The 26,083-nt window shown below is 53.9% G+C and carries 24 protein-coding genes; 7 read left to right on the plus strand and 17 right to left on the minus strand.

The annotated features are described in order from the left end of the window. Positions 1–659 precede the first annotated feature (659 nt). The 11 genes from ybiO to rhtA all read right to left on the minus strand — a co-directional run bounded on the left by ybiO (position 660) and on the right by rhtA (position 11,121). Entirely contained in the window at positions 660–2,819 is a 2,160-nt protein-coding gene (gene ybiO / locus SBO83_RS14090) for a mechanosensitive channel protein (protein ID WP_353501462.1), read from the minus strand. 245 nt (positions 2,820–3,064) lie between these two features. After that, a complete protein-coding gene (gene glnQ / locus SBO83_RS14095; protein ID WP_353501463.1) occupies positions 3,065–3,787 on the minus strand; it encodes a glutamine ABC transporter ATP-binding protein GlnQ in 723 nt (240 codons plus the stop codon). Continuing rightward, entirely contained in the window at positions 3,784–4,443 is a 660-nt protein-coding gene (gene glnP, locus SBO83_RS14100) for a glutamine ABC transporter permease GlnP (RefSeq protein WP_353501464.1), read from the minus strand. The genes glnQ and glnP overlap by 4 nt, the downstream gene beginning before the upstream one ends. A gap of 104 nt (positions 4,444–4,547) precedes the next feature. After that, positions 4,548–5,291 carry a glutamine ABC transporter substrate-binding protein GlnH gene (gene glnH, locus SBO83_RS14105; RefSeq protein WP_034788847.1) on the minus strand — a complete coding sequence of 248 codons (744 nt, stop codon included), beginning with the start codon at positions 5,289–5,291 and terminating at the stop codon, positions 4,548–4,550. A gap of 409 nt (positions 5,292–5,700) precedes the next feature. Next, positions 5,701–5,967, minus strand: coding sequence for a DksA/TraR family C4-type zinc finger protein (locus SBO83_RS14110; protein WP_396131945.1), 267 nt, complete (start codon positions 5,965–5,967; stop codon positions 5,701–5,703). Between the two features lie 102 nt (positions 5,968–6,069). Further along, the gene (gene dps, locus SBO83_RS14115) at positions 6,070–6,573 is read right to left on the minus strand and encodes a DNA starvation/stationary phase protection protein Dps (protein WP_034788867.1); all 504 of its coding nucleotides are present in this window, start codon (positions 6,571–6,573) and stop codon (positions 6,070–6,072) included. 548 nt (positions 6,574–7,121) lie between these two features. After that, entirely contained in the window at positions 7,122–7,904 is a 783-nt protein-coding gene (gene tam / locus SBO83_RS14120) for a trans-aconitate 2-methyltransferase (RefSeq protein ID WP_396131946.1), read from the minus strand. A gap of 156 nt (positions 7,905–8,060) precedes the next feature. After that, entirely contained in the window at positions 8,061–8,753 is a 693-nt protein-coding gene (locus tag SBO83_RS14125) for an anti-sigma factor (protein ID WP_396131947.1), read from the minus strand. Beyond that, positions 8,750–9,331 carry a sigma-70 family RNA polymerase sigma factor gene (locus SBO83_RS14130; protein WP_396131948.1) on the minus strand — a complete coding sequence of 194 codons (582 nt, stop codon included), beginning with the start codon at positions 9,329–9,331 and terminating at the stop codon, positions 8,750–8,752. The genes SBO83_RS14125 and SBO83_RS14130 overlap by 4 nt, the downstream gene beginning before the upstream one ends. Positions 9,332–9,396: 65 nt before the next feature. Then, positions 9,397–9,957, minus strand: a complete 561-nt coding sequence (locus SBO83_RS14135; RefSeq protein ID WP_353501469.1) for a fasciclin domain-containing protein — start codon at positions 9,955–9,957, stop codon at positions 9,397–9,399. Between the two features lie 177 nt (positions 9,958–10,134). Then, the gene (gene rhtA, locus SBO83_RS14140; protein ID WP_396131949.1) at positions 10,135–11,121 is read right to left on the minus strand and encodes a threonine/homoserine exporter RhtA; all 987 of its coding nucleotides are present in this window, start codon (positions 11,119–11,121) and stop codon (positions 10,135–10,137) included. A gap of 403 nt (positions 11,122–11,524) precedes the next feature. Between rhtA and ompX the strand changes: the two genes are divergently transcribed. Continuing rightward, entirely contained in the window at positions 11,525–12,052 is a 528-nt protein-coding gene (gene ompX / locus SBO83_RS14145) for an outer membrane protein OmpX (protein ID WP_353501471.1), read from the plus strand. A 98-nt stretch (positions 12,053–12,150) separates the two neighbouring features. Here ompX and SBO83_RS14150 read toward each other — a convergent pair whose 3' ends face one another. The 3 genes from SBO83_RS14150 to SBO83_RS14160 all read right to left on the minus strand — a co-directional run bounded on the left by SBO83_RS14150 (position 12,151) and on the right by SBO83_RS14160 (position 14,330). Continuing rightward, entirely contained in the window at positions 12,151–12,915 is a 765-nt protein-coding gene (locus tag SBO83_RS14150; protein WP_396131950.1) for a molybdopterin-dependent oxidoreductase, read from the minus strand. Next, positions 12,908–13,555, minus strand: coding sequence for a cytochrome b/b6 domain-containing protein (locus tag SBO83_RS14155; RefSeq protein ID WP_396132074.1), 648 nt, complete (start codon positions 13,553–13,555; stop codon positions 12,908–12,910). Before SBO83_RS14155 ends, SBO83_RS14150 begins: the two co-directional genes overlap by 8 nt. A gap of 160 nt (positions 13,556–13,715) precedes the next feature. Further along, a complete protein-coding gene (locus tag SBO83_RS14160; RefSeq protein ID WP_353501473.1) occupies positions 13,716–14,330 on the minus strand; it encodes a hypothetical protein in 615 nt (204 codons plus the stop codon). Positions 14,331–14,518: 188 nt separating this feature from the next. Here SBO83_RS14160 and SBO83_RS14165 point away from each other — a divergent pair, with 188 nt between their 5' ends. The 5 genes from SBO83_RS14165 (at position 14,519) to SBO83_RS14185 (ending at position 20,588) form a co-directional block, all read left to right on the plus strand. Then, a complete protein-coding gene (locus SBO83_RS14165; RefSeq protein ID WP_396131951.1) occupies positions 14,519–15,190 on the plus strand; it encodes a heavy metal response regulator transcription factor in 672 nt (223 codons plus the stop codon). Further along, complete coding sequence (locus SBO83_RS14170; RefSeq protein WP_396131952.1) at positions 15,187–16,635, plus strand: heavy metal sensor histidine kinase; 1,449 nt, start codon at positions 15,187–15,189, stop codon at positions 16,633–16,635. The genes SBO83_RS14165 and SBO83_RS14170 overlap by 4 nt, the downstream gene beginning before the upstream one ends. Positions 16,636–16,875: 240 nt before the next feature. Further along, on the plus strand, positions 16,876–18,543 hold the full coding sequence (eptB, locus tag SBO83_RS14175; protein ID WP_396131953.1) for a kdo(2)-lipid A phosphoethanolamine 7''-transferase: 1,668 nt from the start codon (positions 16,876–16,878) through the stop codon (positions 18,541–18,543). Between the two features lie 6 nt (positions 18,544–18,549). Then, entirely contained in the window at positions 18,550–19,677 is a 1,128-nt protein-coding gene (locus tag SBO83_RS14180) for an endonuclease/exonuclease/phosphatase family protein (protein WP_396131954.1), read from the plus strand. Continuing rightward, complete coding sequence (locus SBO83_RS14185) at positions 19,674–20,588, plus strand: LysR substrate-binding domain-containing protein (RefSeq protein ID WP_396131955.1); 915 nt, start codon at positions 19,674–19,676, stop codon at positions 20,586–20,588. Before SBO83_RS14180 ends, SBO83_RS14185 begins: the two co-directional genes overlap by 4 nt. Positions 20,589–20,659: 71 nt before the next feature. Here SBO83_RS14185 and leuD read toward each other — a convergent pair whose 3' ends face one another. Both leuD and leuC read right to left on the minus strand, forming a co-directional pair. Next, positions 20,660–21,268: a 3-isopropylmalate dehydratase small subunit gene (gene leuD / locus SBO83_RS14190; protein WP_396131956.1), complete on the minus strand. Its 609-nt coding sequence runs from the start codon at positions 21,266–21,268 to the stop codon at positions 20,660–20,662. A 10-nt stretch (positions 21,269–21,278) separates the two neighbouring features. Further along, entirely contained in the window at positions 21,279–22,688 is a 1,410-nt protein-coding gene (gene leuC / locus SBO83_RS14195) for a 3-isopropylmalate dehydratase large subunit (protein WP_396131957.1), read from the minus strand. Between the two features lie 187 nt (positions 22,689–22,875). Here leuC and SBO83_RS14200 point away from each other — a divergent pair, with 187 nt between their 5' ends. Beyond that, a complete protein-coding gene (locus SBO83_RS14200) occupies positions 22,876–23,754 on the plus strand; it encodes an alpha/beta fold hydrolase (RefSeq protein ID WP_396131958.1) in 879 nt (292 codons plus the stop codon). Between the two features lie 79 nt (positions 23,755–23,833). On the opposite strand, the gene SBO83_RS14205 is transcribed toward SBO83_RS14200, so the two are convergent. Then, on the minus strand, positions 23,834–25,891 hold the full coding sequence (locus tag SBO83_RS14205; RefSeq protein WP_353501482.1) for a choline transporter: 2,058 nt from the start codon (positions 25,889–25,891) through the stop codon (positions 23,834–23,836). Positions 25,892–26,083: the final 192 nt, after the last annotated feature.

Here is a 26,083-nt window from a genome sequence, read left to right on the forward strand (position 1 = left end):
TGCCACGCGAACAGGTCTTTTAGTTCAAGTTCAAGTTCAAGTTCAAGTTCAAGTTCGTGGGCGTCGGCCCACACCGACCAAGGGAGGCGTGAACGCGCCTCCCTTGGAACCCTGCGTTTTTTCTGCTGCGTGCTCGAGGCTTCGCAGGGTTGGGATGGACGTGTTTCAGGCACCTTGGTGACAGCCGCGAAGTGCCGCCGCTTAGGCGGTTCCCTCAGTTCGGGCTTCGAGCCATAGGTCTCGAACCACTCCCTCGGCGTCACTTCTGAACGCGACCTACTGGCATTTACACCGAACCTTTCCATTCAGTTCGTAAAAGAAATCCAAACCTCATTGAAAAGGTACGGTTGAAATGCCTCAAAACCGCAGTCAAAAATGGCGCTGAGCGAACGGTTCGAGACCTTAGGCTCGAAGCCTGAAGCGAAGGTACCGCCTAAGCGGCGACATTTTGCGGTGGATAACGGAAGTAACTGAAACACGTCCGCCCAACGAGCGAAGCGCGCAGTAAAGAGCCGGGGATTCTCAAGGGGCGCGGCGATAGGCGCCCCTTGAGGGCGGTGTGGCGGCAGCGCACGGTTTTGACCTTAAAGGCCAGTTTGCGTGGCAACGCAAGGTTTTAGCGGTGTGGCGGCAGCGCACAGTTTTGATCTTAAAAGTTTCTATGGCTTTTCAAAGCCATCCCCCACAGCTTTAGGAGGCTCCTCCGTAAACACCCTCATTGCTTGCTTCGGCATGCTAATCCCCGCCTTCTGGAAGTGGATCTTCACCAGCCGGTCCAGCGCATACTGCACGTTCCACTGCTCCAGCGCTTTAGTGCGGATCAGCACGCGGACGCTGAATGATTGGTCGCCTAGCTCGACTACGCCCTGATAGATTGGCTCGCCGAGCAGAGAGCCTTTAACACTCTCATCCTGCTTCAAGGCTTCTACGGCTTCGGCCAGTACGGCATTGACCTGGTCGACATCTTCATCGCGGCCTACGCGGTAGCTGGCGCGGTATACGCCGAACTCGCGCTCGTAGTTCGACAGCGTGGTTATCGAAGAGTAAGGGACAATGTGGTACACGCCATAAATGTCGCGCAGGCCGATGGAGCGAATGGTCATGCGCTCCACCGTGCCGCTAATCCCCATCACCGTGACGTATTCCCCAGTATTCATCCCATTCTCGAACTGAATGAATACGCCGGTGATCACGTCTTTCACCAATGTCTGGGCACCGAAGCTGATGGCTAAGCCGAGTGCCCCAGCACCTGCAAGCAGGGGCGCGATGTTTAACCCTATTTGCGACAGCATGATCATAATGGTGATGGTGCAAATCACGATGGCCAGCACGTTGCGGAACAGCGTCAGCAGGGTGCGTTCGCGGGCGCTTGGGCGTGAGCCGTTACTCAGCTCCAGCGCCAGGCGGTGCTCGATAATACTGGCGAGCAGGGTCCATGACACGATGGCGAAGAACAGAATAAACAGAATATGGGTCACGCCACCCACCACTTGTTGCCCGCCCTCGGTGGCCAGCCAGTGGTGAAGATTGAATATCTGCCACGCATCCAGCAGGGAGAGGGTGACGGACAGTACCACCAGAACGCGGAGGATTTTCAGCCCGCTGGGAATATAGGAGTTGATGCGCTTTTGCAGCATCGGGTAGCGGCGGTTGATGTCATCGGGCAGGGTGATACGTTTTAAAATCCAGCGCGACAGCAGGCCGGAGATTAAGGCACCCAGCGCGATGATAATCAGGCTCTTCACCGTAGCGGCCATCATAAAGGTCAGGCTGCCGGCAAAGTCGAACTGCGACAGGAAGAACAGCACCAAAAAGTAGCTGACGGCCAAAATATGCCAAATATGGCCCAGCGTTCTCAAGATCACGCTAAAAAAGGCCATCGATCGTTCGGCCAGCAGGTTGAATTCCTGATGAATATTTTTGCGATTGTGCAGAATCAGCCAGCTGGCGTAGAGAGTTAGAGCCAGCATCACGACAAAGTTCACCACGGCGGCGGCCGGGTAGTTAATCTGCGTGGCAACAATCGGCACGGCCACCATCAGAGCGTAACCAATCAGGCCGCTGACCCACGCCAGGCGGGTGTTCCAATAGCTGGCAGTCTTGTCACGCAGCGGGAAGGGGCGCAGATAGTCGAAGTTGGGCGCGAAGAGTAAACGCAGTACCGCTTTGAAGAATTCAATTACCGCGAAGGCGCTGAGAAACAGCGCCTGCTGGCGAGCAATTAGCGCGCTGCCGCCATTCACATATTGAGTGAACAGGTTTCCGGCGGCGACGGTGAGCAGCAAAATGGCAATATCTATCGCAAAGGCACTCAGAATACTGGCAGGCAGTTGATACCAGTGCGCCTCTTTCAGACGAGCGTGGTGCCCCCATCGCCCCAGCCTTTTATACAGCGGGCTAACCAGAAAACGGATTAAGTGGAACAGGGCGAAGGTCACCACCACGGTCATCAGGAAATAGGAGAGCGCGTGGATAAAACGTTCGGCGTTGAAGGTGCGCTTTGGCCCGGAATCGATGGTTTCTTTGAGCTGCTCCACGCGCTGCATCACCTGTGAGGCATAGCGCTGGCTGGTGTCCACCAGACCATCAACCAGCGACACTTGCTCGGATTTTGGCTCGGCGGCGGGCTGTTGCTGCTCGCCAGACTGAGGCTTGGCGGCGTCGCGCAGGTGAGCAATCAGCTCGGCGCGAGATTTATCATCTTGCAAAATATCCGCCAGCGCAGCATAGGAGGCTTTCTGTTTATCAGCATCGCTGTTGGCAGCAGGCTGCGGGGCGGCGGCTTGTGTGGCGCTGCTGAACAGCGTCAACATCAGCATTAAGAAGGGCAAGACAAGCAATAAAGGGTTTTTATGTCTCTTGGATAATGGTCGTTGCGATAACGCGTTCCAGTCGTTATTCGGCATTGTTCCTCACTTTTAAAGCTGCGGTTTATCGATGGATCTCATACAAGGAGCCGTTGGTGTTACAACAGTGTAGGGAATTTATGTCGCAGAGGGGGAGAAAGGGGGTAAAAAAAACGGATATCCTCGGATATCCGTTTATTCATTGAGCTTTGGTTGAATCAGGAAACGTGCTGAAGGAACTCGCGCAGACGTTCGCTTGGCGGATTGTTCACCAAGTCAGCAGGTTTGCCATCTTCAGCAATGCGCCCTTTGTCGATGAAGATCAGGCGTGATGCCACTTTCTCGGCAAACCCAACTTCGTGGGTCACGATAACCATGGTCATGCCTTCGTCCGCCAACTGCTTCATGACGGTCAGAACTTCATGACGCAGCTCTGGGTCCAGCGCCGAGGTTGGTTCATCAAACAGCATCAGCTTAGGTTTGACCGCCAGCGCACGGGCGATAGCCACGCGCTGTTGCTGACCACCGGAAAGCTCGGAAGGGTAGTGATGGGCGCGCTCGGACAGACCGACCTTCGCCAGCAGCTCTTTTGCCAACTTGTTAGCTTCTTCCTTCTTCGCACCACGCACGCGGATCGGGCCAAAGGCCACGTTTTCCAGCGCGGTCATGTGCGGGAACAGGTAGAACTGTTGGAACACCATGCCCGCTTCTTGGCGGATCAGGCGCTCGTCGACTTTCGGGTCATTGACCTTCAGGCCGTCGACAATCAGGTCGCCGGAGGTGATCTCTTCCAGCTTATTGATGCAGCGCAGCAGGGTAGATTTACCGGAGCCTGACGGCCCGATGATCACGACCACTTCACCCTGAGAAATCTGCAGATCGATGTCGTGGAGCACTTGGGTTTTACCAAAGTGTTTTGAGACGTTCTTAAATTCAATCATATAATTTTCAGTTTGCGTTCGAGGCGGCGCAGAACAAAGCTCAGAGCCAGCGTGATAATCAGATAAATAATGGCAACCGCACTCCAGATTTCCATCGCGCGGAAGTTACCGGCAATGATCTCCTGGCCCTGACGGGTCAGCTCGGCCACGCCGATAACGATGAACAGTGATGTGTCCTTGATGCTGACGATCCACTGGTTGCCCAGCGGTGGCAGCATGCGACGCAGTGCCAGAGGCATGATGATGTAACGCAGCGTGTCACGACGCGAAAGACCCAGCGCCAGACCTGCTTCGCGAAAGCCGTTGTGAATCGACAACACGGCGCCACGAGTAATTTCAGCGATGTACGCACCGGAGTTGATGATGATAGTCACCACCGCGGCGGTAAAGGGATCGATACGTAAATCAGGAACCATCATTGGCAGGGCGAAGTAAATAAACATCACCTGCACGACAATCGGGGTGCCGCGAATAAGCTCAATAAATACCAGTGCAATGTGGCTGCTGAACCAGCCGCCAAACGCGCGAGCAAAGCCCGCAATCACACCGATAATCAGGCCGCCAACCAGACCGAGGACCGAGATCCACAGGGTCATCTTGGCGCCTTCGAGCAGGATTGGCAGAGCGGGCCAAATAACGCTCCAATCAAACTGCATGTAATCTCTCCAGATAAATCTATTACTTTTAACGCCTGCTCAGCCTGTTGTGCTGGCAGGCGTTAACTTCTCAATCACTTAACGTCTGTTGCGCGCAACAGATATTATTTTGGCTCGGTATCAAACCATTTTTTGTAGATTTTCGCGTAGGTGCCGTTCTCTTTAATGGTTTTCAGAGCGGCGTTGGCTTTTTCACGCAGGTCGCTGCCCTGTGGGAAAGCAATACCGTATTGCTGGCCAGCCAGCGAGTCACCCACGGCTTTGAACTGGCCGTTACCGGCAGTTTTGATGAAGTACAGGATGTTTGGCGTGTCGTGCATGACCGCGTCAGCGCGGCCAGTGCCCAGCTCCATGTAGGCGCTGTCGATGTTCGGGAACTGGCGCAGATCTTTGGTTTGTACATTGGCTTTCATGTAGTCAACGGAGCTGGTGCCGCTCTTCACTGCCACAGTTTTGCCTTTCAGGTCAGCGACGCTTTTGATGCTGTCGTTGTCTTTCTTAACCATTACCATCAGGCCGCTGTTGTAGTAGCCGTCAGAGAAGTCGATCGCTTTCTTACGCTCAGGGGTGATGGTGATACCCGCCAGCGCCAGATCGATGTTGTGAGTTTGCAGAGCAGGAATGATACCGCCAAAGTCCATTGGTTTCAGTTCGTAGGAGACTTTCATCTCTTTGGCGACGGCGTCCCACAGGTCAATATCGAAACCGACATATTTATCGCCTTGTTTGAATTCAAAAGGAACGAATGCGGTGTCAGTAGCAACGATTAATTTTTTGTCTGCAGCGTGGGAGCTAACGGCAAAGGCCAGCGTCATCGCGGCCAGGGAAACTTTCAACAGTGACTTCATCAGTTAATTTCCTTTATACGTATTATGGGAACGGCATTTGTTGCGTCGATTTTAATGCAATTAGCGTGCCACAGAGCAAGTCGTATAGAATTCAGTGGGTTAATATCTTGCTGAACCGTTAAGGCTTGCTTAATAACTCAGATCGCACTTTTTTGGTGCGTCGTTACAAATTGACATGGATCGTTATGGTGCAACGGTTCATCATTAACCAATTGGCGGCTGTTAAACAATCGCTAATTAACAGTTACGCTGCGTTATTGCTATCAAACTCTAACTTTTACAACTAAGTTCTGAAACAGTTGCCTAATAATGAAGCAATCGGTTGCTTGCTGGGGGGTAAATATGGCGGAGAAAAGGGGCGGGGTGTTCCAATTTGGTGCAATGCAATTGTGAGGCGATATATAAGATATTACCGCAGCTGGCTATCTTTACTCCCCCGACGGTTATAACCCGCACTGGCCTGATGTTTTTTGTCGAGCGCTGTCTGGCAGACAATGCAATATTGCACTCCAGGCAGGGCTTTGCGACGCGCCTCGGGAATAGGTTCGCCACATTCGTGACAGAATTCTGCACTTTCGCCGTGACCCAGTGCCTGACGCGCGCGGTTTACAGCGTCTTCGACGGTTGAGTCAATTTGATCTTGAACGGCGCCGTCTTGTGCCCATCCACTTGCCATAAATCCTCCAAATCAATAGAAAACGGGCCAATGATTTTCACCATTGGCCCGATACGTTCTACAAGGCTAGAAGTTGATTAAGTCGAAAGCTGGACCCTGGGGTTATTCAATATTGGATTCAATGAACCACAGGAACTTATCCAGATCTCGTGATGCCGCAGTCAGAATATCTGCAGTATCTTCATCTTCTACTTTGGTTGCCGCTTTGCGTGTGTCGTTGGCAACTTGCCCATAACGATCGGCCAATGCTTTCAAATGCTCTTGAACGGTGTGAATGTTAGTTGGGTAGCTTTTCAGTGGAGTTTTGTCATTAACCACTTGCACTGTACCCAGTGCGACACCACCTAATTGCACCACGCGTTCTGCGATGTTGTCTTGATGCTCAGTGATGGCAGTGCGGAAACCGTCCAACATTTCGTGAACTGCGATAAAGTTCGCGCCGCGCATGTTCCAGTGAGCTTGCTTAGTGATCAGCGACAGGTCGATGTATTCAGCTACCAAAGGGTTCAGCACTTTAATGGTGTCCAGCTTCACGCCTTCTTCAACATCATTACGTGTGTAGAGAAGCTCAGAAGATTTCGTTTTTACCAATTTAGCGGTACTCATAATAGATATCCTCTTTAGTTATCTTTAGTTTAAGCGTTATACGAATTCGGTATGGGAATAAGTATAGCAACCTTTTTACATTCTGCCTTAAATCGTCAGCTATCAATGAAATCGTTAAAATCTAATGGTGATAGCCAGCGTTTTAATATTTTTTCTCTGTGTGTGCCTCATGCTTTTTACATGACAAGATATACACAAAGATAATTAACGTCGCATTGTCTCGTTGCTGTTAAATACACTAGGGGTGAGCAGGGGTGATTTCAACCCTAAAATTTTATTTAAATCACAACTTATTGTTTTAAATGGATTTTAATGTTGATTATTTGCGATGTAGCAAACTGATAATATTTATCATTTACATTTCCATTGCGGTTTTATGAGATTTTTTAAGAGCTATCTTAATTATCCATTAAGTTTTACTTATCAGTGATAATAACCCCGAGTGACAGTTCGCTATTAGCCGGTGAATGGCGGAAAAGGAATTGGTAATATTTTATTTCACGGCTGAGTGAATATATTCTCCGCCGTGAAAGAAAAATAGTGGGAAATTAATGGCGCGCGCTTTTACGGGCGATTAAAAATAGCCGTGGGAAGGCCAGAAGCACGCTGCGGTCGGCGCGTGGCAGGTAGACCTTCTCCAGCTCTTGCAGGTAGCTGGCGAGGAAAGCTTCTTGCTGGTTTTCATCTAGCGGAGCCAAGAAAGGCCGCAGCCCGGTGGCACTTAGCCAGTCTACAATCGCCTTGGCCGAAGGCATCACGTGGTAATAGGTGGTGCGCCAGATATCCACCAACGCCCCCTGACTTGCCAGCAAATCATAATATTGTTCGGTGGTGAGCAGCTGCTTGCGCGAGTTATCCACCCCGGCAATCGCATTCCTCCACTCCGGCTGGTCGGCCACCTTTTGCATTAACTGGTGCGAGGGCTGGGACAGGTTGTCCGGCATCTGCACGGCAAATACGCCTTCGGGCGCGAGCTGCTGCATCAGATGGGGGATCAGCTCCTCGTGCCCTGTCACCCACTGTAGTGAAGCATTGCCATAGATAATGTCTTGCGGCTGGGTCGGCTTCCATTCGCGAATATCCACCTTTTCAAAGCGGCAGGAAGGCAGGCGTTCACGCGCTTTTTCCAGCATGGCTTGAGAAGTATCGAGGCCGGTAAGCAGGGCTTGAGGGTAGGCGTGTTGCAGCAGTTCGGTGCTATTCCCCGGCCCACAGCCCAAGTCGGTGATGAATTTGGCGTTAGGATGCAGTACACGGGCAAGGAGTTCAGCGGCGGGGCGTGTGCGTTCGGCTTCGAACTGGCGGTAGAGATCAGGATTCCAGTCTTTCATGGCGGTTCCTTAACAGCGTAGTCGGGGTGTTGCCCATAATCCTAGACCGAGTTGATGACGCTGGCGAGTCAGAGTACAAAGATAAAAAAACGCCGGGCAAGCCAAGCCGCCCGGCGAAAAATGATGAAGACTTCTTTTCAAGCTAGAGGGTACTGATTAAAGCGCAATCGCGCCGCTGTAGAGAACAGCGCCGGTCGGTTGCCCGGTTGGGGAGCCGCCCTGAGGTTCAAGGCTGATAGCCAGCGTCGAGCCGGGGTCAGGCATTCTTGCCGCCAGTGAAAGCTGGGTTGGCGACGCCACATTTAACAATCCGAGCGAGCGCGGTTTGCCGTCCGCCGGAATGGTCCACAATTCCAAGCTTCGGTCCTTGGCTATCTCCTGCAAATGCAGCGGAGTGAGGGTCAACCGGTTAGCGTCTTTATCTACGCTAACCACCCATTGCCCGACGCCTGCGCTGCTGTTAGCCAAAATGGCCACTGGCGTGATAGGCGAAGGCTGCACCAGTAGCTTAGGTACCAGCAGTAAAGCAGCCAGCCCCGCCGCCAGCGCCCAGCCAAGATAGCCGCGCCACCGCATTTTGCTTGGTGTTGGAGCGTTGTCGGTATGCTCCGCTGCGTGAGGCACAGGCCCCAGTTGCAGCTGTATGCGTTTCCACACCGATGACGGCGGGCTGACCGGCGTGAGCCTGTTGTCGAGCTGGGTAAAGGCTTCCTGCCAGCGAGCCACTTCGGCCTGCAGCGCCGGGTCATTTTGCATGGCTATCTCAAACTGGCGGCGCGCCGCACCGCGTAAGGTCCCCAGCGCATATTCCGCCGACAGAGCGGCATGGTATTCCCGTCTGTTTTTCATAGGCCCACGCAGCTCTTTAAATGCTCAAGGGCGCGACGGATCCAGCTTTTGATCGTGCCAAGAGGTTGTTGTAAATGGTCTGAGACTTCGCCATGCGAAAGTCCCTGATAGTATGCCAGCACCAAACTTTGCCGCTGTTCATTCGGCAGGTGCGCCATGCAGTCGGCAAGCACTTTGGCCTCGGCGTTGTGCTGCAAATGGCGCAGCGGCTCGTCATTATCCCCGGACAGGCTCTGTTGCAGGCTGTCGTCCAGTTCATCAAGTTGGTTGTCGCTGCCGCGCATCCAGTCAATGGCGCGGTTACGCACGATATGGGTCAGCCAGGTCATCGGGGAGCTGAGTGCGGCATTATAAGACGCAGCGCGATTCCACGCGGTGATAAAGCTGTCATGCAGTACCTCTTCGGCCCACGCGTGGCGACGCAGCATGCGAAGCGCGACGGCAAACAGGCGCGGCGAAGTTAAACGGTACAGTTTTTCGAAGGCCTGACGATCCCCGCCAGCCATGGCGTGCATCAGGTCGCGCAGGGGATCCTCGGACGGATCCGGCATCGTTTTTATTGTTAAATTCTCATGCATTCGCCAGCCCCAAAACCGAAAGTGTGCAGTGGGATTTTTCCCCACTGCACCCAGTATAGACGGTTTTATTTCGGCATCAGCACGGTATCAATCACGTCGATCACGCCATTTTTCTGCTGCACATCATAGGTACTGATGTTGGCCACGTCGCCCTTGGCATCTTTCAACTGAATATTGTGCGGACCATTGCCAATCAGCCACAGCGCCTGACCATTCACGGTTTTCAGTTCGGCTTTACCGCCACCTTTTTTGATCAATTTCTCCAGATCTTTCATCTCATATTTCCCGGCCACCACGTGGTAGGTGAGGATGCTGGTCAGCGTGGCCTTGTTCTCCGGTTTTACCAGATTAGCCACAGTACCTGCTGGAAGCTTGTTAAAGGCGGCATCGGTGGGAGCAAACACGGTAAACGGCCCTTTGCTTTGCAGAGTATCTACCAGACCCGCGGCTTTCACTGCCGCCACCAACGTGGTGTGGTCTTTAGAGTTCACGGCGTTCTCGACGATATTTTTCGACGGGTACATGGCCGCGCCGCCCACCATGGTGGTGTCGGACATCATTGCTGCCATTGACGCGCTGCTGAAAAGAATCGAAGCACAGATTGCGGTACGAATAAGCGTTTTCATGATGTGGTCCTTTTAGGGTAAGTAGACAAGGTCTTGTCTCACATCTGTACATACGAACCAGGTCGGGATTTGGATGCAGAAAAATCAAAATAAAATGCAGATATTTTTAACTGGCTGAATTTAGGTATAAAAAAACCACGCTCGGCGGCGTGGTTTTAATGTGAAAGGGTCTGGAAGTCACTTCCCCGAGGGATTATTGCCCGGCACTTCTACCGTCTCCAGCTTGGTTTTGCGCTGAATAGTCAGCGTGGAGCCTGCCGATGCGGCAATAATCGCCGCCAGCGCTAACCACTGTGTGCCGGTGAGGAACTCGCCGAGGAAGATAATACCGGACAGCGCGGCCATCGCCGGCTCCATGCTCATCAGCGTGCCGAAGGTTTTGGCGGGAAGCTTGGTCATGGCGACCATTTCCAGCGAATACGGCACGGCGGAGGTCAGCAGGGCAATCAACAGGCCCAACGGCAGGATGGACAGCGAGAAGATTGAGCTATGAGCCTGAAACGCGCCAATCGGAAAGAAGATCAGGGCGCCAATCAATGAACCCAGCGCCGCCGTGCCGGGGCCGTAGCTGCTTCCAGCGCGCTGGCCCGCCAGAATATAGATGGCCCAGCAGGTGCCGGCAAACAGCGCCAGACAGGCCCCTTTCAGGTCGATGCTGTCAGTCGATTGCCCGAGCGGCAACAGGAACCACAGGCCGATCACCGCCAGAATCACCCAGACGAAGTCCACCGGGCGGCGCGAAGAGAACATCGCCACGGCCAGCGGCCCGGTGAATTCTAGCGCCACGCCGACGCCCAGCGGGATAGTTTGGATGGCCAGATAGAAGCTGTAGTTCATGCTGCCAAGCGCCAGCCCGTAAATCAGCAAGGCTTTCAGGTTGCCGCCGCGCATTTTAATCCGCCACGGCCGGAACCACGCCAGCAGGATCAAAGAGCCGATACCCAGACGCAGCGCGGTGACGCCCTGCGGGCCAACCACCGGAAATAAGGTTTTCGCCAGCGACGCGCCACCCTGTAACGAGAGCATGGCAATTAACAGCAGCAGTACAGCAACGAGTGGCGAAGCTGACTTAGCAATCGCGGGCAGGGTAGGTGCCGGGTCTGCAGAAATATGTTGAGATGCGGTGTTTCCGTCCGCAGGTGAATTTTTATCTGACTCGGTCATCCTTCGCGCCTTAAATGTGATCCCGATTCCGCGGAATTCTTGTTTTATCACTAAAAACTGTGAGCGATGTGTTGTTGTGGGTTCAGTGTAGAGGGAAAAGAGGGGCGAAAAAATCCAAAAAAAAATAATTTTTCGGGTCAGCTTTCGGAAAATCCTGCACTTTTTTGATTGAAAAGTGCACAAAACTTTAGGAATTTTCTGCTAATCAGAAAAAGTTCAATAAGTTTCACTTATACTTTTATGGTCAAAAAATCATTAATAATCATTGGGATATGTCGTGTTGGAAACTTCTTGTTACACCATATGATGCTTTGGACATCTTATATCAGGCAGAGTTTCACACTGCTTTTTGTTATATTTTCGTGGTGAAGGTTACTTTTGTTTCCCATTTGAGGTGGTTGTTATGAAAAAAATTGCATGTCTTTCCGCATTAGCTTGCGTAGTAGCACTGGGCGCTTCTAGCGCATTCGCAGACACCAGCACCGTAACTGCAGGTTACGCGCAGGGTGATATGCAAGGCGTTGCTAACAAAGCAAACGGCTTCAACCTGAAATACCGTTTCGAGCAAGATAGCAACCCACTGGGCGTTATCGGCTCTTTCACTTACATCGAGAAAAACAGCTACCCAAGCGCTGACAACTACAACAAAGGTCAGTACTACGGTGTGACTGCTGGTCCAGCTTTCCGTCTGAACGACTGGGCTTCCATCTACGGTGTAGTGGGTGTGGGTTACGGTAAATTCGAAGGCACCAACGGTGTTAGCACTGTTGATCGTCAGAAATCTGACACTAGCGACTACGGTGTTTCTTACGGCGCTGGTATGCAGTTCAACCCAATGGAAAACGTTGCAATTGACGTTTCTTACGAACAGTCTCGTATCCGCAGTGTTGACGTTGGCACCTGGATCGCTGGCGTGGGTTACCGCTTCTAATTATTCGAAAAAGTTAGCGTTCAATCGCTACACGGTTTCGAAAATAAAAACCGCCTCTCGGGGCGGTTTTTTTATGCCTGCTTTTTAGCCATTCCTCGTCAAATCCCGCTATACCAGTTGTAACCCTGATCTTCCCAATATCCCCCCGGATATTCATTGGTGACGAATATCGCCCCGATGTGCTTAGCGTTCTTGAAACCGAGCTTGGTAGGCATGCGCAGACGCAGCGGATAGCCAAAGTCAGGGGGCAGGGGCTTTCCGCCGAAATCCAGCGCCAGGATGGTCTGCGGGTGCAGCGCCGTGGCCATGTCGATGCTCGAGTAGTAACGGTCGTCGCACTTAAAGCCGACATATTTGGCCGTCAGATCCGCGCCGACGTGCTGCAAGAAGACCTTTAGCGGCACGCCGCTCCACTGGCCAATGGCGCTCCAGCCTTCGATACAGATCAGCCGTGTGATTTGGCTCTCCTGCGGCAGGCGCTGTAGCTGCTCTAACGTCCAAGGCGCTTTCTTCTGCACTAAGCCCGAGACTTCCAGCCGATAGTTGGGAATGTCGATTTCCGGCACATTGTATTCAGGATAATAGGCATTGAAGCGGAACGGCGTGGTAATTTGGTCCGCGCGATAGGTCTGCGCCAGCTTTTGCCCGCCAAACAGCCAACCCTGCACGCGGTCATTCCAGCGCGACATGGCCCACAGCACCTTGTCCACATTGTCGCCATCCTGCAAGTTACAGCCGGTGAGCATCGACACCGCGCCAAGGGTCAGACCCGAGCGCAGCAGCATGCGGCGCTGGATATTCACCAGCTGCTTGCGCTGATCTGGCTCGAGAATAATTTTGGGTTTGTCAGCGTTGTCACTCATCGGCGTGCTCCTTTAAGGCCGTTTTTTTGCCGCCGGTGACCATGGCGACAAAGGTTTTAGGCACCAGAAGCACCATCAAAACGTGGATCACCACAAACAGCATCACGCCGCTCATGGCAAAGAAATGCACATAACGGGCGATGTCGAAACCGCCGAACAACCAGACCAGCCCGCTAAACTGCACCGGCTTCCAGATAGACAGCCCTGAAAGCACCAGCAGCGCGCCGAGCAGCAGCACCCCGACATACATCACTTTCTGCACCGCGTTATATTCACCCAGCTTATGAGGCAGCTTGAAGGTGATGGCTTTGACGATGTCACGCCAGATAGAAGCTGGCGTAAAAGGGAAAAAGTCGTGCTTGAAGTGTCCGCTAAAGGCGCCCCAAAGCAGATAAATCAGCGCATTGACGGCCAGCAGCCACATCACCGCCAGATGCCAGGCAATATTGCCACCCAGCCAGCCTCCCAGCGTGCTTTGCTGCGGGAAGGTAAGAAATTCGAACAGGGGGTCGGCGTTGTAGATACCCCAGCCGCTCATCACCATGCCAATCATCGCCAGCAGATTAATCCAGTGGCAGAGGCGCACAGGCCAAGGGTGGATTTTTCGTGGCTTAGGTTGGGCTGACGAGAGAGGTTTCAGCGAAGGTTGATGGCTCACAAGAAAGCTCCTGTGCTATCAAGCAGAGTGAAAAAGAGTGAGGCCAAACGGCGCGAAAAGAGGGGGTTTCGCACCGCCTGGCCTCTTAGTATGGCGTTATCGTCAGTAAAAAGTTAGACACAGGAGACTGACGACATCGCCTTTACATTGGTGGCGCGACGCCGTCTTTGCCAGCGGCGATACCACGAGCAACCAGGTTGCCTTTATCGTCTTTGGCGGCGAACAGCACGATTTTCACGCCTGGTTTCAGCAAGCTGCGGTCGCCCGGCGCTAACAGCACCACTGGTACATCATCTGGCACCACTACGGTTTTCTGTGCGTCGTGGTACTTCACGGTCAGCGTGCGGCCATTGCTGTTGACCAGCTTGCCGACGGTGCCGTTGGTCATGGTGTTGATTTTGCCATCGGCAGATTCAAACGGGTTGAAGCCTTCGCCGCTGCCGCGCAGGCTTGGCGCGAAGACGTGAACTTCCAGCGCTTTCAGCGTGCCGTCGGCCTGTGGAACGGCGGCGGTGCCGATAAAGCTGTCAGCTTTAATATCGGAAATCTGGCCTTTAGAAACGCTGTTAACTTTGGTTTGGTCATTGATTTGCACATCAAGCTTGTCACCTTGACGGGTGGTGATTTGCATGGATGAATCATTCACCGAGTCGATGGTTCCGCGCGTCGGTTTAATCACGTTATCTGCTGCGAATGCGCCGGTACACATCAGAAGCGAGCTGAGGACTAAGCCCGCCAGGCGTGTTGAAGTCGTCATGTTAACTCTCCATATTTTTGCAGGTTGATCAAAGTGATAGTGTTATTGCTATAGGGTATAGCTTAGTTAAGAGTGGACGATAAACCCGAACAGTGAGATGACAACTTGATGACAAAATTGTCATCAAACATGACAAACAAAACTGCTAAAGTATTCGCCCAAGAGTCTCTCATTAATAGGTAGCCCGCATGCGTATACTGGTAATTGAAGATGACGTCAGCACCGGTGACTACCTGAAAAAGGGGCTGGGCGAGGCGGGATATCGCGTCGATTTAGCCCGCAACGGCGCTGACGGCCTGTTTTTGGCGCTGGAAGAAGAGTATGACGCGGTGATCCTCGACGTGATGCTGCCGGGGCTAAATGGCTGGCAGGTGATGGAAGTGCTGCGCAAGAAAAGCGACGTGCCGGTGCTGTTTCTCACCGCCCGCGATGAAGTGCAGGATCGCATTCACGGGCTGGAACTGGGCGCCGACGACTACCTAATTAAACCTTTCTCTTTCACCGAGCTGGTGCTGCGCATTCGCACCCTGTTGCGCCGCCCGTCGGCCCGCGAGGCAGACACCTATTCGCTGGCAGATTTGCATCTCGACGTGCTGCGCCGCCGGGTCACTCGCCAAGAGCAGGTCATCCCGCTGACTAATAAGGAGTTCATGCTGCTGCATTTATTGATGCGCCGCGAAGGCGAAGTGCTGTCGCGCAGCATGATCGCCTCACAGGTGTGGGATATGAATTTCGACAGCGACACCAATGTGGTCGACGTGGCGGTAAAACGGCTGCGGGCCAAAGTCGATCGCACCTTCGATCTCAAGCTGATCCACACCGTGCGCGGTATTGGCTATGTGTGCGAAGTACGCCCATGAATGTGAAAACCCACACCTTAAAGGCGAAACGCCCGACCTCGCTAACCCTGCGCGCCACTCTGCTGTTTGGCCTGATTGCCGCGCTGGTGGTCAGCGCGGTGGGGTTCTACCTCTATTATTCGATTGAAAAAGAGCTGATTCGCCGCGCGGATTACCAAGTCAGCGGTCGCGTTCAGTATTTTCGCCAGCTGCTGGCGACAGACTTCCCGCTGACCCAGCTCAGCCATAGCCCGCAATTGTTTGAAAACATGCTCGGCAATGAGCAGGACGTGTTGCAATTCCGCCTGCAAAACAGCGCGCCGATCATCAACGTCAATCCGTCCCATCTGGCGCTTCCTGACACACCGCCGGTGGCCGACGGCACCCAGCTGACGCTGGCTGATATTCAGCGACTGACCGCGGCCGATGGCACGCCGGTGCGCTATATTTCTGCGGCGGTGCGCATGCAGGATGGTCGAACCGTCATCATCTCTGCGGCGCATTTTATGGATGCCGAATCGCAGATGCTGGCGGCGTTTCGCCTAGAAATCATGGGGGCGGTGCTGCTGGCTTACCTGCTGATTGCCGCCTTGGGTTATAGCGTGATCCGCCGTGGCCTGCGGCCGCTGCGTAAGATGGCGCAGGAGGCGGCCAGCATCCATCCGACCAGCCTGGGCACCCGTCTGAGTCGAGAGGGCGCGCCGCAAGAGCTTCAGCCGCTGATCCTGTCGTTCAACGCCATGCTAGACCGTCTGGCTGACGGCTATGAGCGCCTGACCCAATTCTCCGCCGATTTGGCCCATGAAATCCGCACCCCGGTGGGCGCGGTGATGGGGCATTGTCAGGTGGCGCTGTATCAGCCGCGCAGCACCGAAGAGTATGAAACCCTGCTGGCCAATAACATGGAGGAGCTGGAGCGCATCTCGCGCATGGTAGAAAACATTCTGTTTTTGGCCCGCGCTTCTCATGCCCATTCCGTCCTCAACATTACGCCGCTGGCGCTCTCCTCCGAGACGGAGCGAGTGGCGGATTATTTCGAAGGTTTGGCCGAAGAGCGCGACATGCGGCTGGTGTGTCAGGGCGGGGGCACGCTATACGCCGACGCTATCCTGTTCCAGCGCGCCTTAAGCAATCTGGTGGCGAACGCCATTCGCTATGGCGACGAAGGCACGGAGATCCGCGTGCAGGTGGAGCAGGTGGCGGCCAATACCCTAATCCACGTCGAGAGTCAGGGGGAGCCGATCCCCGCCGAAAAACGCAGCAAGCTGTTTGACAGGTTTTACCGCGCCGATGCGTCGCGCAGCGAAGGGGGAAGCTCCAACGGGTTAGGGCTGTCTATCGTGCAAGCCATTATGGCGTTGCATCAGGGAAGTGTGTCAGTCAGCAGTATGGCCCAGGGCAAAACGCGGTTTACACTGCAATTTCCGACGGAATATCAGGAGAAAAAAGCACCACTTTCTCAATAATTCCTCAATAAGGTGAAAAAAATACGAAAAATATTTCTTTTCATCTTATTGAAATACATCGATTTCACTAATATTGTTACGTTATTACATTCACTGAAATGATTGAATCTGAACTAAAAGCATTTTTTGCCGGTCAGATTTAGTTATCGAAGTGCACTCTAACGCGTCATTTTTACTCTTCACTTCGGCACGCGCGGGCAGCATACGCATTTGATTATCTAAAAAGAGCTTCACAGACTGATGCAAAAACTACGTTCTCTTTCGCAACAGAAAATTTCACTGTTTATTGCGCTATACCTGGGGATACTACTTAACCTTCCTATTTTCTTCCGACGCTTTGGTCAACTCCATTACGACAATGGGCTATCCATTGCCGTCGAAATGGTGGCGTGTTTCGCGCTGGTTTACTTCCTGACTCAATTGCTCTCCTTTACCGGTAAAACCGTATTCCGCGTGCTTCTCAGCGTGATTGTGGTGTCGTCCGTCGCCGCCAGTTATTACATGATCCTGTTTAATGTCGATATTGGTTACGGCATTTTGGCGGCCGCGCTGGCGTCTGATTCCATCGACCTGTCGAAAGAGTCGATTGGTACCCATTTCGCTGGTTGGGTGGTGCTGTTCAGCCTGCTGCCGCTGGTACTGCTGTGGGCGAGCAAGATGCCGGGATCGGCTCTCAAAGAGACTCGCCCTAAAGGCGTGTTGAAGAAGGTCGTGCTGCTGATTGCGGCGGGATTAATGTGCTATCTGCCGCTGCGCCTGATGGGTAAAGTGCAGGACAAGCATGATGTGATGAACAACCGCATGATGGCAAGTTATGGCGGCGTAGTGGCCGGGACTTACTCGCCGTCAAACTGGCTGTCGGCCTTTGGGCTGTTTGTTTATAGCTCTTACAGCCAGGCCGAAGACACCAAAAACCTGTTCGACCCCGCCAAGCATTTCACTTATACACCGCCAAAAGATGTCAAAGACCTGTACGTGGTGTTTGTGATTGGTGAAAGCGCCCGCCGCGACCACATGGGCGTCTATGGCTATGACCGTGACAACACGCCGAATCTGAGCAAAGAGAAGAACCTTGCCGTGCTTCAGGGCTACTCGTGCGATACCGCCACCAAACTCTCGCTGCGCTGCATGTTTGTGCGCGAAGGCGGGGCGTCCGAAGCGCCGCAGCGTACGCTGAAAGAGGCCAACGTCTTCTCCGTGCTGAAGAGCAATGGCTGGAGTTCTGAGCTTTACTCTATGCAGAGTGAGGCGTGGTTCTACAACAAGACCCGCGTCAACGACTACTCGCTGCGTGAAAACATTGCCTCTGAAAAGCGCAACGCCGGTAAGCCTGTGGACGACATGCTGCTGGTGGATGAGATGAAGGACTCGATGGACCATTATCCGCAGGGCCAGCATCTGATCATTCTGCACACCAAAGGTTCGCATTATCTCTATTCCGACCGTTACCCGCGCTCTTTCGCCAAATATCAGCCTGAGTGTATGGGCATTGATGACTCCTGCTCGACGCAAGAGATGATTAACGCTTACGATAACTCGCTGTTGTATACCGACTACTTCCTCGAGCAGGTGTTCAATCAACTGCGAGACAAGAACGCCATCGTGTTTTATGCTTCTGACCACGGCGAATCTATTTCAAAAAGCATGCATTTCCACGGTACACCGCGTGACCACGCGCCAATAGAGCAACGTACGGTGCCGATTATGGTGTGGGCTTCTGACAAGTTCCTGTCTGATGACCACAACCGTGCCGGTTTCGACCAGCTGCAAAAGCTGGCGGCAGATAAAACGCCGGTGTTCCATGAAAAGCTGTTTGATTCGATTTTAGGCTGTATCGGCTACACCTCGCCAAATGGCGGGATTGTCGAGCAGCGCAACTGGTGTCATGTGGCAGACGGGAAGGGCTAAGCATCAATGGATTCACTGCGAATTATCGTCAGCGTGCTGACCGTTATTATGGCACTGCTGACGTTACTGCCGTTGTCGAAGAATCAACGCTGGTGGGTGAGAGTTTGGGACTTCCCGCGACTGCAAATGGCAACCTTGTCATTGCTGTTTTTACTCACCGAACTGTGGGTTTTGCCATTCGGCGGCCCACTCGCCACGCTCATTATCCTGCTGTCGCTGGCCTGTATGGTTTATCAGGCATGGTGGATATTGCCTTACACCCGGCTCTATCCGGTGCAGGTGAAGAAAACCGTGCCGAATGGCCATCCGCGCATCAAAATCATTAACTGTAATGTGTTAATGACCAACCGCAATAGCGCCAAACTATTGGAAATAGTCGAGAAAAACCGCCCGGACATTCTGGTGCTGTTGGAAACCGACCTGTGGTGGGAACAGCAGATGTCGCCGCTGGAAAGCGACTATCCGCACAGCATCAAATGCCCGCTGGATAACCTCTACGGCATGCACGTCTATTCTCGCTTGCCGTTGTTTGACGCGAAAATTCAGTATTTAGTGGCTGAAGGTATCCCTTCAATGCATTTCCGCGCTGAATTAACCTCTGGTCATCAGGTGGTGCTGCACTGCCTGCACCCGATGCCGCCAAGCCCGACCGAAGATGATGAATCCACCAATCGCGATGCCGAACTGGTGGCGGTGGGCCACACGGCTTCACGCGCCAGCTACCCGACCATTGTGACCGGCGACCTGAACGACGTGGCGTGGTCGCGCACCACGCGCCTGTTTATGAAGGTCAGCGGCTTGCTTGACCCCCGTCGCGGGCGCGGCATGTACAACACCTTTCACGCTAGCTATCCCTTCCTGCGCTGGCCGCTGGACCACGTTTTCCACAGTAAAGAGTTCACCCTGATTGACCTTCAACGCCTCGAGGCGATGGGTTCCGATCACTTCCCGATTATGGTGGAACTGGCATTAACGCCGGAGCAGGGGAAAGATCAGGAGAAGCTGCAAATCGACAGCGGCGACATTCAGGAAGCACGCGAAAAAATGGATAACGCCGGTGTTAAAAGCCGCGATGTCCACCACGCCGAGCACCTTAATGGGCAGCCTCAGCCCGATTTTGGGCTCTCCTCGTGACCAGCGAACGCGACAGATTGCCCTTAGCGGAAGACCTGCGGGTCTTTCTGGCGGTAGTGAATAAGCAGAGCTTTGCCGCTGCCGCCACCGAGCTAGGCCAGTCTCCCGCCTACGTCAGTAAGCGAATTCAGATCCTTGAAGAGGCGCTGAGTGCGCGCCTGCTGCATCGATCCACTCGCGGCATTCGCCTGACCGAGGAAGGGGAGCGCGCCCAGCGCTGGGCACTGCAAATCCTGGATAACTTCGACCAGTTTATCGGCGACCTGTCCGACTCCCGCACCGAGCCGCGTGGCAATGTGCATATTTGCAGCTCTTTTGGCTTTGGCCGCTGCCACGTCGCGCCCGCCGTGGCGGAGCTGGCGGAACGCTATCCGCAGCTTAATTTGCGCCTCGACCTGTACGATCGGGTGATTGATCTGGTGGTCGAAGGCGTGGATCTGGAAATTCTGGTCGGAGACGACATCCCCGAGCAGCACATTGGCAAAAAGTTAGCCCAGCATCAGCGCATTCTTTGCGCCTCGCCTGACTATCTCCAGGCCCACGGCGTGCCGGAGTCGTTGGAGGATTTAACCGAACATCAGTGTCTGGTGCTCAAAGAGCGGGATAACCCCTTTGGCATCTGGTCAGTGACGACAGAGGGCGAAGAGCAGCGCATTCGCGTTAAAGGGGCGCTCTCGTCGAACAGTGGCGAAGTGGTGTTGCAATGGGCGTTGAAACACCACGGTATCATTCTGCGCTCGCAGTGGGACGTCCAGCCCTACCTCGACAGTGGCGAGCTGGTGCAGGTTTTACCAGCTTACTCGCAGCCTGCCAGCGTGTGGGCGGTCTATCCGACGCGTTTGGCGGAGTCCGCCAAGCTGCGAGTTTGTGTCGAATTCTTCCAGCAAAGATTCAGTCAGCTGCTCGGCTAGCGCCGCGATCGTCACGGCGCAAATCACCTGCTTCATTCAACATTAAGAACTTAACACTCACCAAGAGTGCTTCACGCCAACCACGGATTGTTCTGCAAATGCCTCTGCTGGAACTGGCGAATGTCGTCGCTGTAGCGCAGGGTATTGCCGATAGCATCGAGACCGTTGAGCAGTGACAGTTTACTCAGCTCATCAATAGTGAAATCAATCAGCTCGCCGTTGCTCAGGCTAATTTTCTGCTCAGGCAGGTCAACGGTGATCTCATTGGTCTGCGGCTGTGCGACCCTTTCCGCGATTTTGGACCACTGCTCGGGCGAAAGTTGCACTGTCAGCACGCCGTTACGCTGGCAGTTGTCGAAGAAGATCCCGGCGAAGGTGGTGCCAATCAGCGCCCGAATGCCCAGCTGTTTTAGCCCCCACACCGCGTGCTCGCGGCTTGAGCCACAGCCAAAGTTTGGCCCAACTACCAGAAACTTGGCCGACTGCCACTCCGGCTGATTGAGAATAAACGCCGGGTCCGGCGCGCCGTCGGTTAAAAAGCGCAAATCAAAGAACACGCCTTTATCCAGGCCATTGCGGTCAATGCCCTTCAGAAACTGCTTTGGCATGATCACGTCAGTATCGACGTTGGCCGCAGTTAGCGGGGCGGCAATGGCGGTTAATACGTTAAAAGCTTGCATGGTTCTCTCCTCACTGGTCGCGAACGTCGGTCAGATGGCCGCGAATGGCGGCGGCGGCGACCATCGCCGGGCTCATCAGATGGGTACGGGCTCCGGCACCCTGACGACCTTCAAAGTTACGGTTGGTGCTCGACGCGCAGCGATCGCCCGGTGACAGCACGTCGTCGTTCATCGCCAGACACATTGAGCAGCCTGACTGGCGCCACTCGAAACCGGCCTGAATAAAGATCTCGGCCAAGCCTTCTGCTTCGGCCTGCGCCCGCACTTGGCTAGAGCCGGGGACAATCATTGCCCGCACTGTCGCTGCCACGCTTTTACCGCGAACCACCTCCGCCGCCGCGCGCAAATCTTCAATACGCGCATTGGTACAGGAGCCTATAAAGGCGTGGCTGATATTGATGCTATTCAGCGGCTGACCGGCGCGCAGGCCCATGTAGTTCAGGGCGCGCTGCAAATCCTTGCGACGAGAAGCATCCGGCTCGGCTGACGGGTCCGGCACTTGGCCGTTAATCGCTAAGGCCTGATCCGGACTGGTTCCCCAGCTCACCATCGGGGCAATCTCAGCGGCGCTGAGTTCCACTTCGCGGTCAAACACGGCGTCGGCGTCGCTGTGTAACTCTTTCTTCCACAGGGCAACGGCGTCGAGCCACTGCTGGCCTTTCGGCGCGCGCGGTTTGTCTTTCAAATACTCGAAGACCTTTTCGTCCGGTGCCATAAATGCGCCACGCGCTCCGGCCTCGACCGCCATATTGCAGATGGTCATCCGCCCCTCGACACTGAGCATGTCGATGCCTTCGCCGCAGAACTCAATGGCGTAGCCGGTCGCACCCGCCGCGCCGATTTTCGCCACCAGCGCCATCACCACGTCTTTGGCGGTAATGCCGTTTGCCAGCCTGCCGTTCACCGTCACGCGCAGGGTTTTCAGCTTTTTGTACACCAAGGTTTGGGTCGCCAGCAGGTGTTCAATTTCGGATGTGCCGATGCCGAAACCAAACGCGCCCAGCGCGCCGTAGGTGGTGGTGTGGCTGTCTCCGGCGGCGATAACCATACCCGGTAAGATAAAGCCCTGTTCAGGCGCCACCACGTGCTCAATGCCCTGACGTTTGTCTAAAATATCAAACAGCTCAATGCCAAACTCTTGGCAGTTTTCCGCCAAATAGGAAACCTGCCGCGCTCCGCCCGCGTCCGGCATTTGGCGGGTACGCACTGGCGCAGTTGGGTTGACGTGGTCAACTACCGCGAGGGACGTCTCAGGCCGCCACACGCGGCGTCCGGCGTCGCGCAGCCCGCTAAAGGCCTGCGGGCTGGTGTACTCGTTAATTACCTGACGGTCGATGTAAAGCAGCACGTGGCCTTTGTCATCCAGCGTGCGCACGCTGTGACTGTCGATATGCTTTTCATATAGCGTTCTTGGTTTCATTTTATTGTCCTGAGAAACTATTATTGCCCTGAGAAACTCAGTGGATAACCCAGCGTCGCAACTTCCAGGTGTCCGAGCAATGGCCTAAGCGTGGTGCTTCAAAACACGATCCGTGAATAGCCGATCTCCAGTTGTGAGCTTGTTGCCAACGGGGCAAAGACTAAGATGGGTAAAAAGGAGAAAACCCATGCTTGAACATTTTACCCAAGGTCGGATTGCCGTTAATGGAACTGACATTGCCTATCGAATAGCCGGTCAAGGCGAACCCTTGCTACTGCTGCACGGACACCCGCAAACGCAGGCCATTTGGCATAAAGTCGCACCGTACCTGACTTCACAATACACAGTGGTACTTGCCGATTTACGCGGCTACGGCGACAGTGGCAAACCTGAGCCGGACGCCGACCATTATCTCTACAGCAAGCGCGAAATGGCGCAGGATCAGTACGAGCTGATGCTGGCACTGGGCTTCAAGCAATTTAGCGTGATAGCCCATGACCGCGGCGCTCGCGTGGCGCACCGTCTGGCCCTCGACCACCCGCAGGCCGTAAAACGCATGGTGCTGATGGATATCGCGCCGACGCTATCCATGTACCAGCAAACCAATGAAGAATTTGCTCGCGCCTACTGGCATTGGTTCTTCCTGATTCGCCCCGCGCCGCTTCCTGAAGCCTTAATCTCTCATGATGCTGACCTGTACCTGCGCAGCGTAATGGGTAGCCGCAGCGCCGGTATGCAGCCCTTCACCGACGAAGCATACGCAGATTATTTGCGCTGTCTGCAACTTGATGGCACGGCGCGCGGGATTTGCGAGGACTATCGAGCCTCGGCGTCGATTGACCTGCAACACGACCAGATTGATCTCGAGGCGTCTCGCAAAGTGCAATGTCCGCTGTTGATCCTGTGGGGCGAGCAGGGCACCGTCGGCAAATGTTTTAAGCCGCTGGAGGAATGGGCGAAGGTGGCTGAACAGGTAACAGGCGAGGCGCTGCCCTGTGGACACTACATTGCAGAAGAACAGCCGGAGCTTCTGCTGAAGAAGGTTTTGCCTTTCTTGCGCCAATAAACGGAGCAGGTTTTTGGATAGCCAACAAAAAACCCGCCGAGGCGGGTTTTTATTATCGTACTAACTGAGCGATTGAGAATTAAATCGTCTGCTCAGGGAAGGTCAGGGTGTTGCCCGGCGCTTCGCGATTAATGTGCAGGAAGTTCAGATGACGTTCGTACTGATCCAGAATGTCATTGATCACCTGATGCTTGGTGAAGTCCATCAGGTCATTACCCTGCGTACCTTCCAGCAGGAAGGTTTCCAGACGGTAGTAGTGCGATTTACCCGCACGAGCGCGATAGGTAAACGCCGGAACGGCATAGCGCACAGGCCAGATCTGATAGACAAAGTTCTGCTCTTCGCCCAGCGCCACGATAAGCTCAAGATGGTTGATTTTCTCATCGTCCTCCGGCTCATGCTCGCTGAACTCGACTTTGGCACCGCGCAGCTCCAGCTCTTGCGCCACGTCCAGCATTGCCGGACGGCAGACGTTATCCATCATTTTCTGCGTATGGGTGGTACCCGGATAGTTCATCACGCGTGATAAACGCTGTTTCCAGTTAAGCACCGCGTCGCCGCCGCTGACCGCAATCGGGGCCAGAGACTGCTGGGTACTGGCGCGGCGATAATCTTCCAGCCGCAGCGATTTATACAAACCGGCCATGATGAAGAAGATAACGAAGCTAAACGGCAAACCCATGATAACCGTGGCGTTTTGCAGCGCTGAGACGCCGTCGGTCATCAACATACCTAACGTTAACACGCCGATGGTGACTGACCAGAAAATGCGTAACCAGTTCGGGGCATCGTTGTTGATGTCCGCCAGCTTCGAGGTGAAGTTACCCAGCACCAGAGAGCCGGAATCCGCCGACGTCACGTAGAACAACAGGCCGGTAATGGTTGCAACCGAAGCACTCAGGGTAAAGCCCGGATACTGCGCCAGCAGGCTGTAAACGCCGCGCTCAGGGTGGGCGATCACTTCATTGGCGAAGCCCAGATTACCGTGAATGATTTGGTACAGCGCGCTGTTACCGAAAATCGACAACCACAGCAGGGTAAACACAAACGGAATGATCAAGGTACCCAGCACGAACTCACGGATGGTACGGCCGCGTGAGATACGCGCCAGGAACAGGCCTACAAACGGCGACCAGGCAACCCACCATGCCCAGAAGAACAGCGTCCAGCTATTCATCCACTGGGTTGGACGGTCAAAGGCAAAGGTGTTGAGGGTCATGCCCATAAAGCGGTTGATGTAATCGCCAATGTTGAGTACCAGCGCGTTAAGCAAGAATTCGGTATTACCGAAGAACAACAGGAACAGGATCAGACCCAGCGCCAGCAGCACGTTCAGCTCGGAAAGAATTCGAATACCTTTGTTCACGCCAGAGGTCACAGAGACTGTCGCCATAATCACCGACAGCAGGATAAGCGAGGCCTGCACCGTCAGGTTTTCCGGGATTTTGAACAGCACGTTGAGGCCATAGTTCAGCTGCACCACGCCGATACCCAGCGTGGTGGCGATACCAAAGATGGTGCCGACCACCGCCGCGATGTCAACGCTGTGGCCGATGGGACCATTAATGCGCTTGCCGAAGATTGGATATAGCGCAGAACGAATGGTCAGCGGCAGGTTGTAGCGATAACTAAAGTAAGCCAGCGCGATGCCCATCAGCGCGTACATTGACCAGCCGGTCAGGCCGTAGTGGAACAGCGTCCAGGTCATCGCCTGACGCGCAGCTTCCAGCGTCTGGCCCTGACCTTCCGGCGGCAACATATATTGCGTTACCGGCTCGGCCACGGAGAAGAACATCAGGTCGATGCCTATCCCGGCGGCGAACAGCATCGCAGCCCAACTCATCATGCTGAATTCGGGTTTGGATTGTTCAGGGCCGAGTTTAATCGAGCCGAAGCGCGAACAGGCAATGAACACTACAAACACGATGTACAGCGTAGCAGCCAGCATGTAATACCAGCCGAAAGTTGCTGATACCCAATTCAGTGCACTACTGAGCCATTTCCCCGACAGTTCGGTATAAAAAATAGACATCAGCGTGAAGGCTAAAATTAAACCGGCGGACGTGAAAAACACCACGCCGTTCAATTTATCCCGTGGTTTCTCGGACAGTTTATCCGTCGTATCGACAGCAGCCATCGTTTCCCCTGTTAGGTTATTAATTAACTTATTTTCAGATAGTTAGCAGGTTACTTCATCCATTTATAATGCATTTCTCATACAAATTACTAACGTATTGGTAATAAAATATATGCATTTTTGATTGAACGTTCAATCAAAAAAAAGTTAAATAGAGTCAGCAACAAGGTTAAGAACGTCCGAAATCATGGT

The sequence above is a fragment of the Ewingella allii genome, from assembly GCF_044430645.1.
Taxonomy (GTDB): domain Bacteria; phylum Pseudomonadota; class Gammaproteobacteria; order Enterobacterales; family Enterobacteriaceae; genus Ewingella; species Ewingella allii.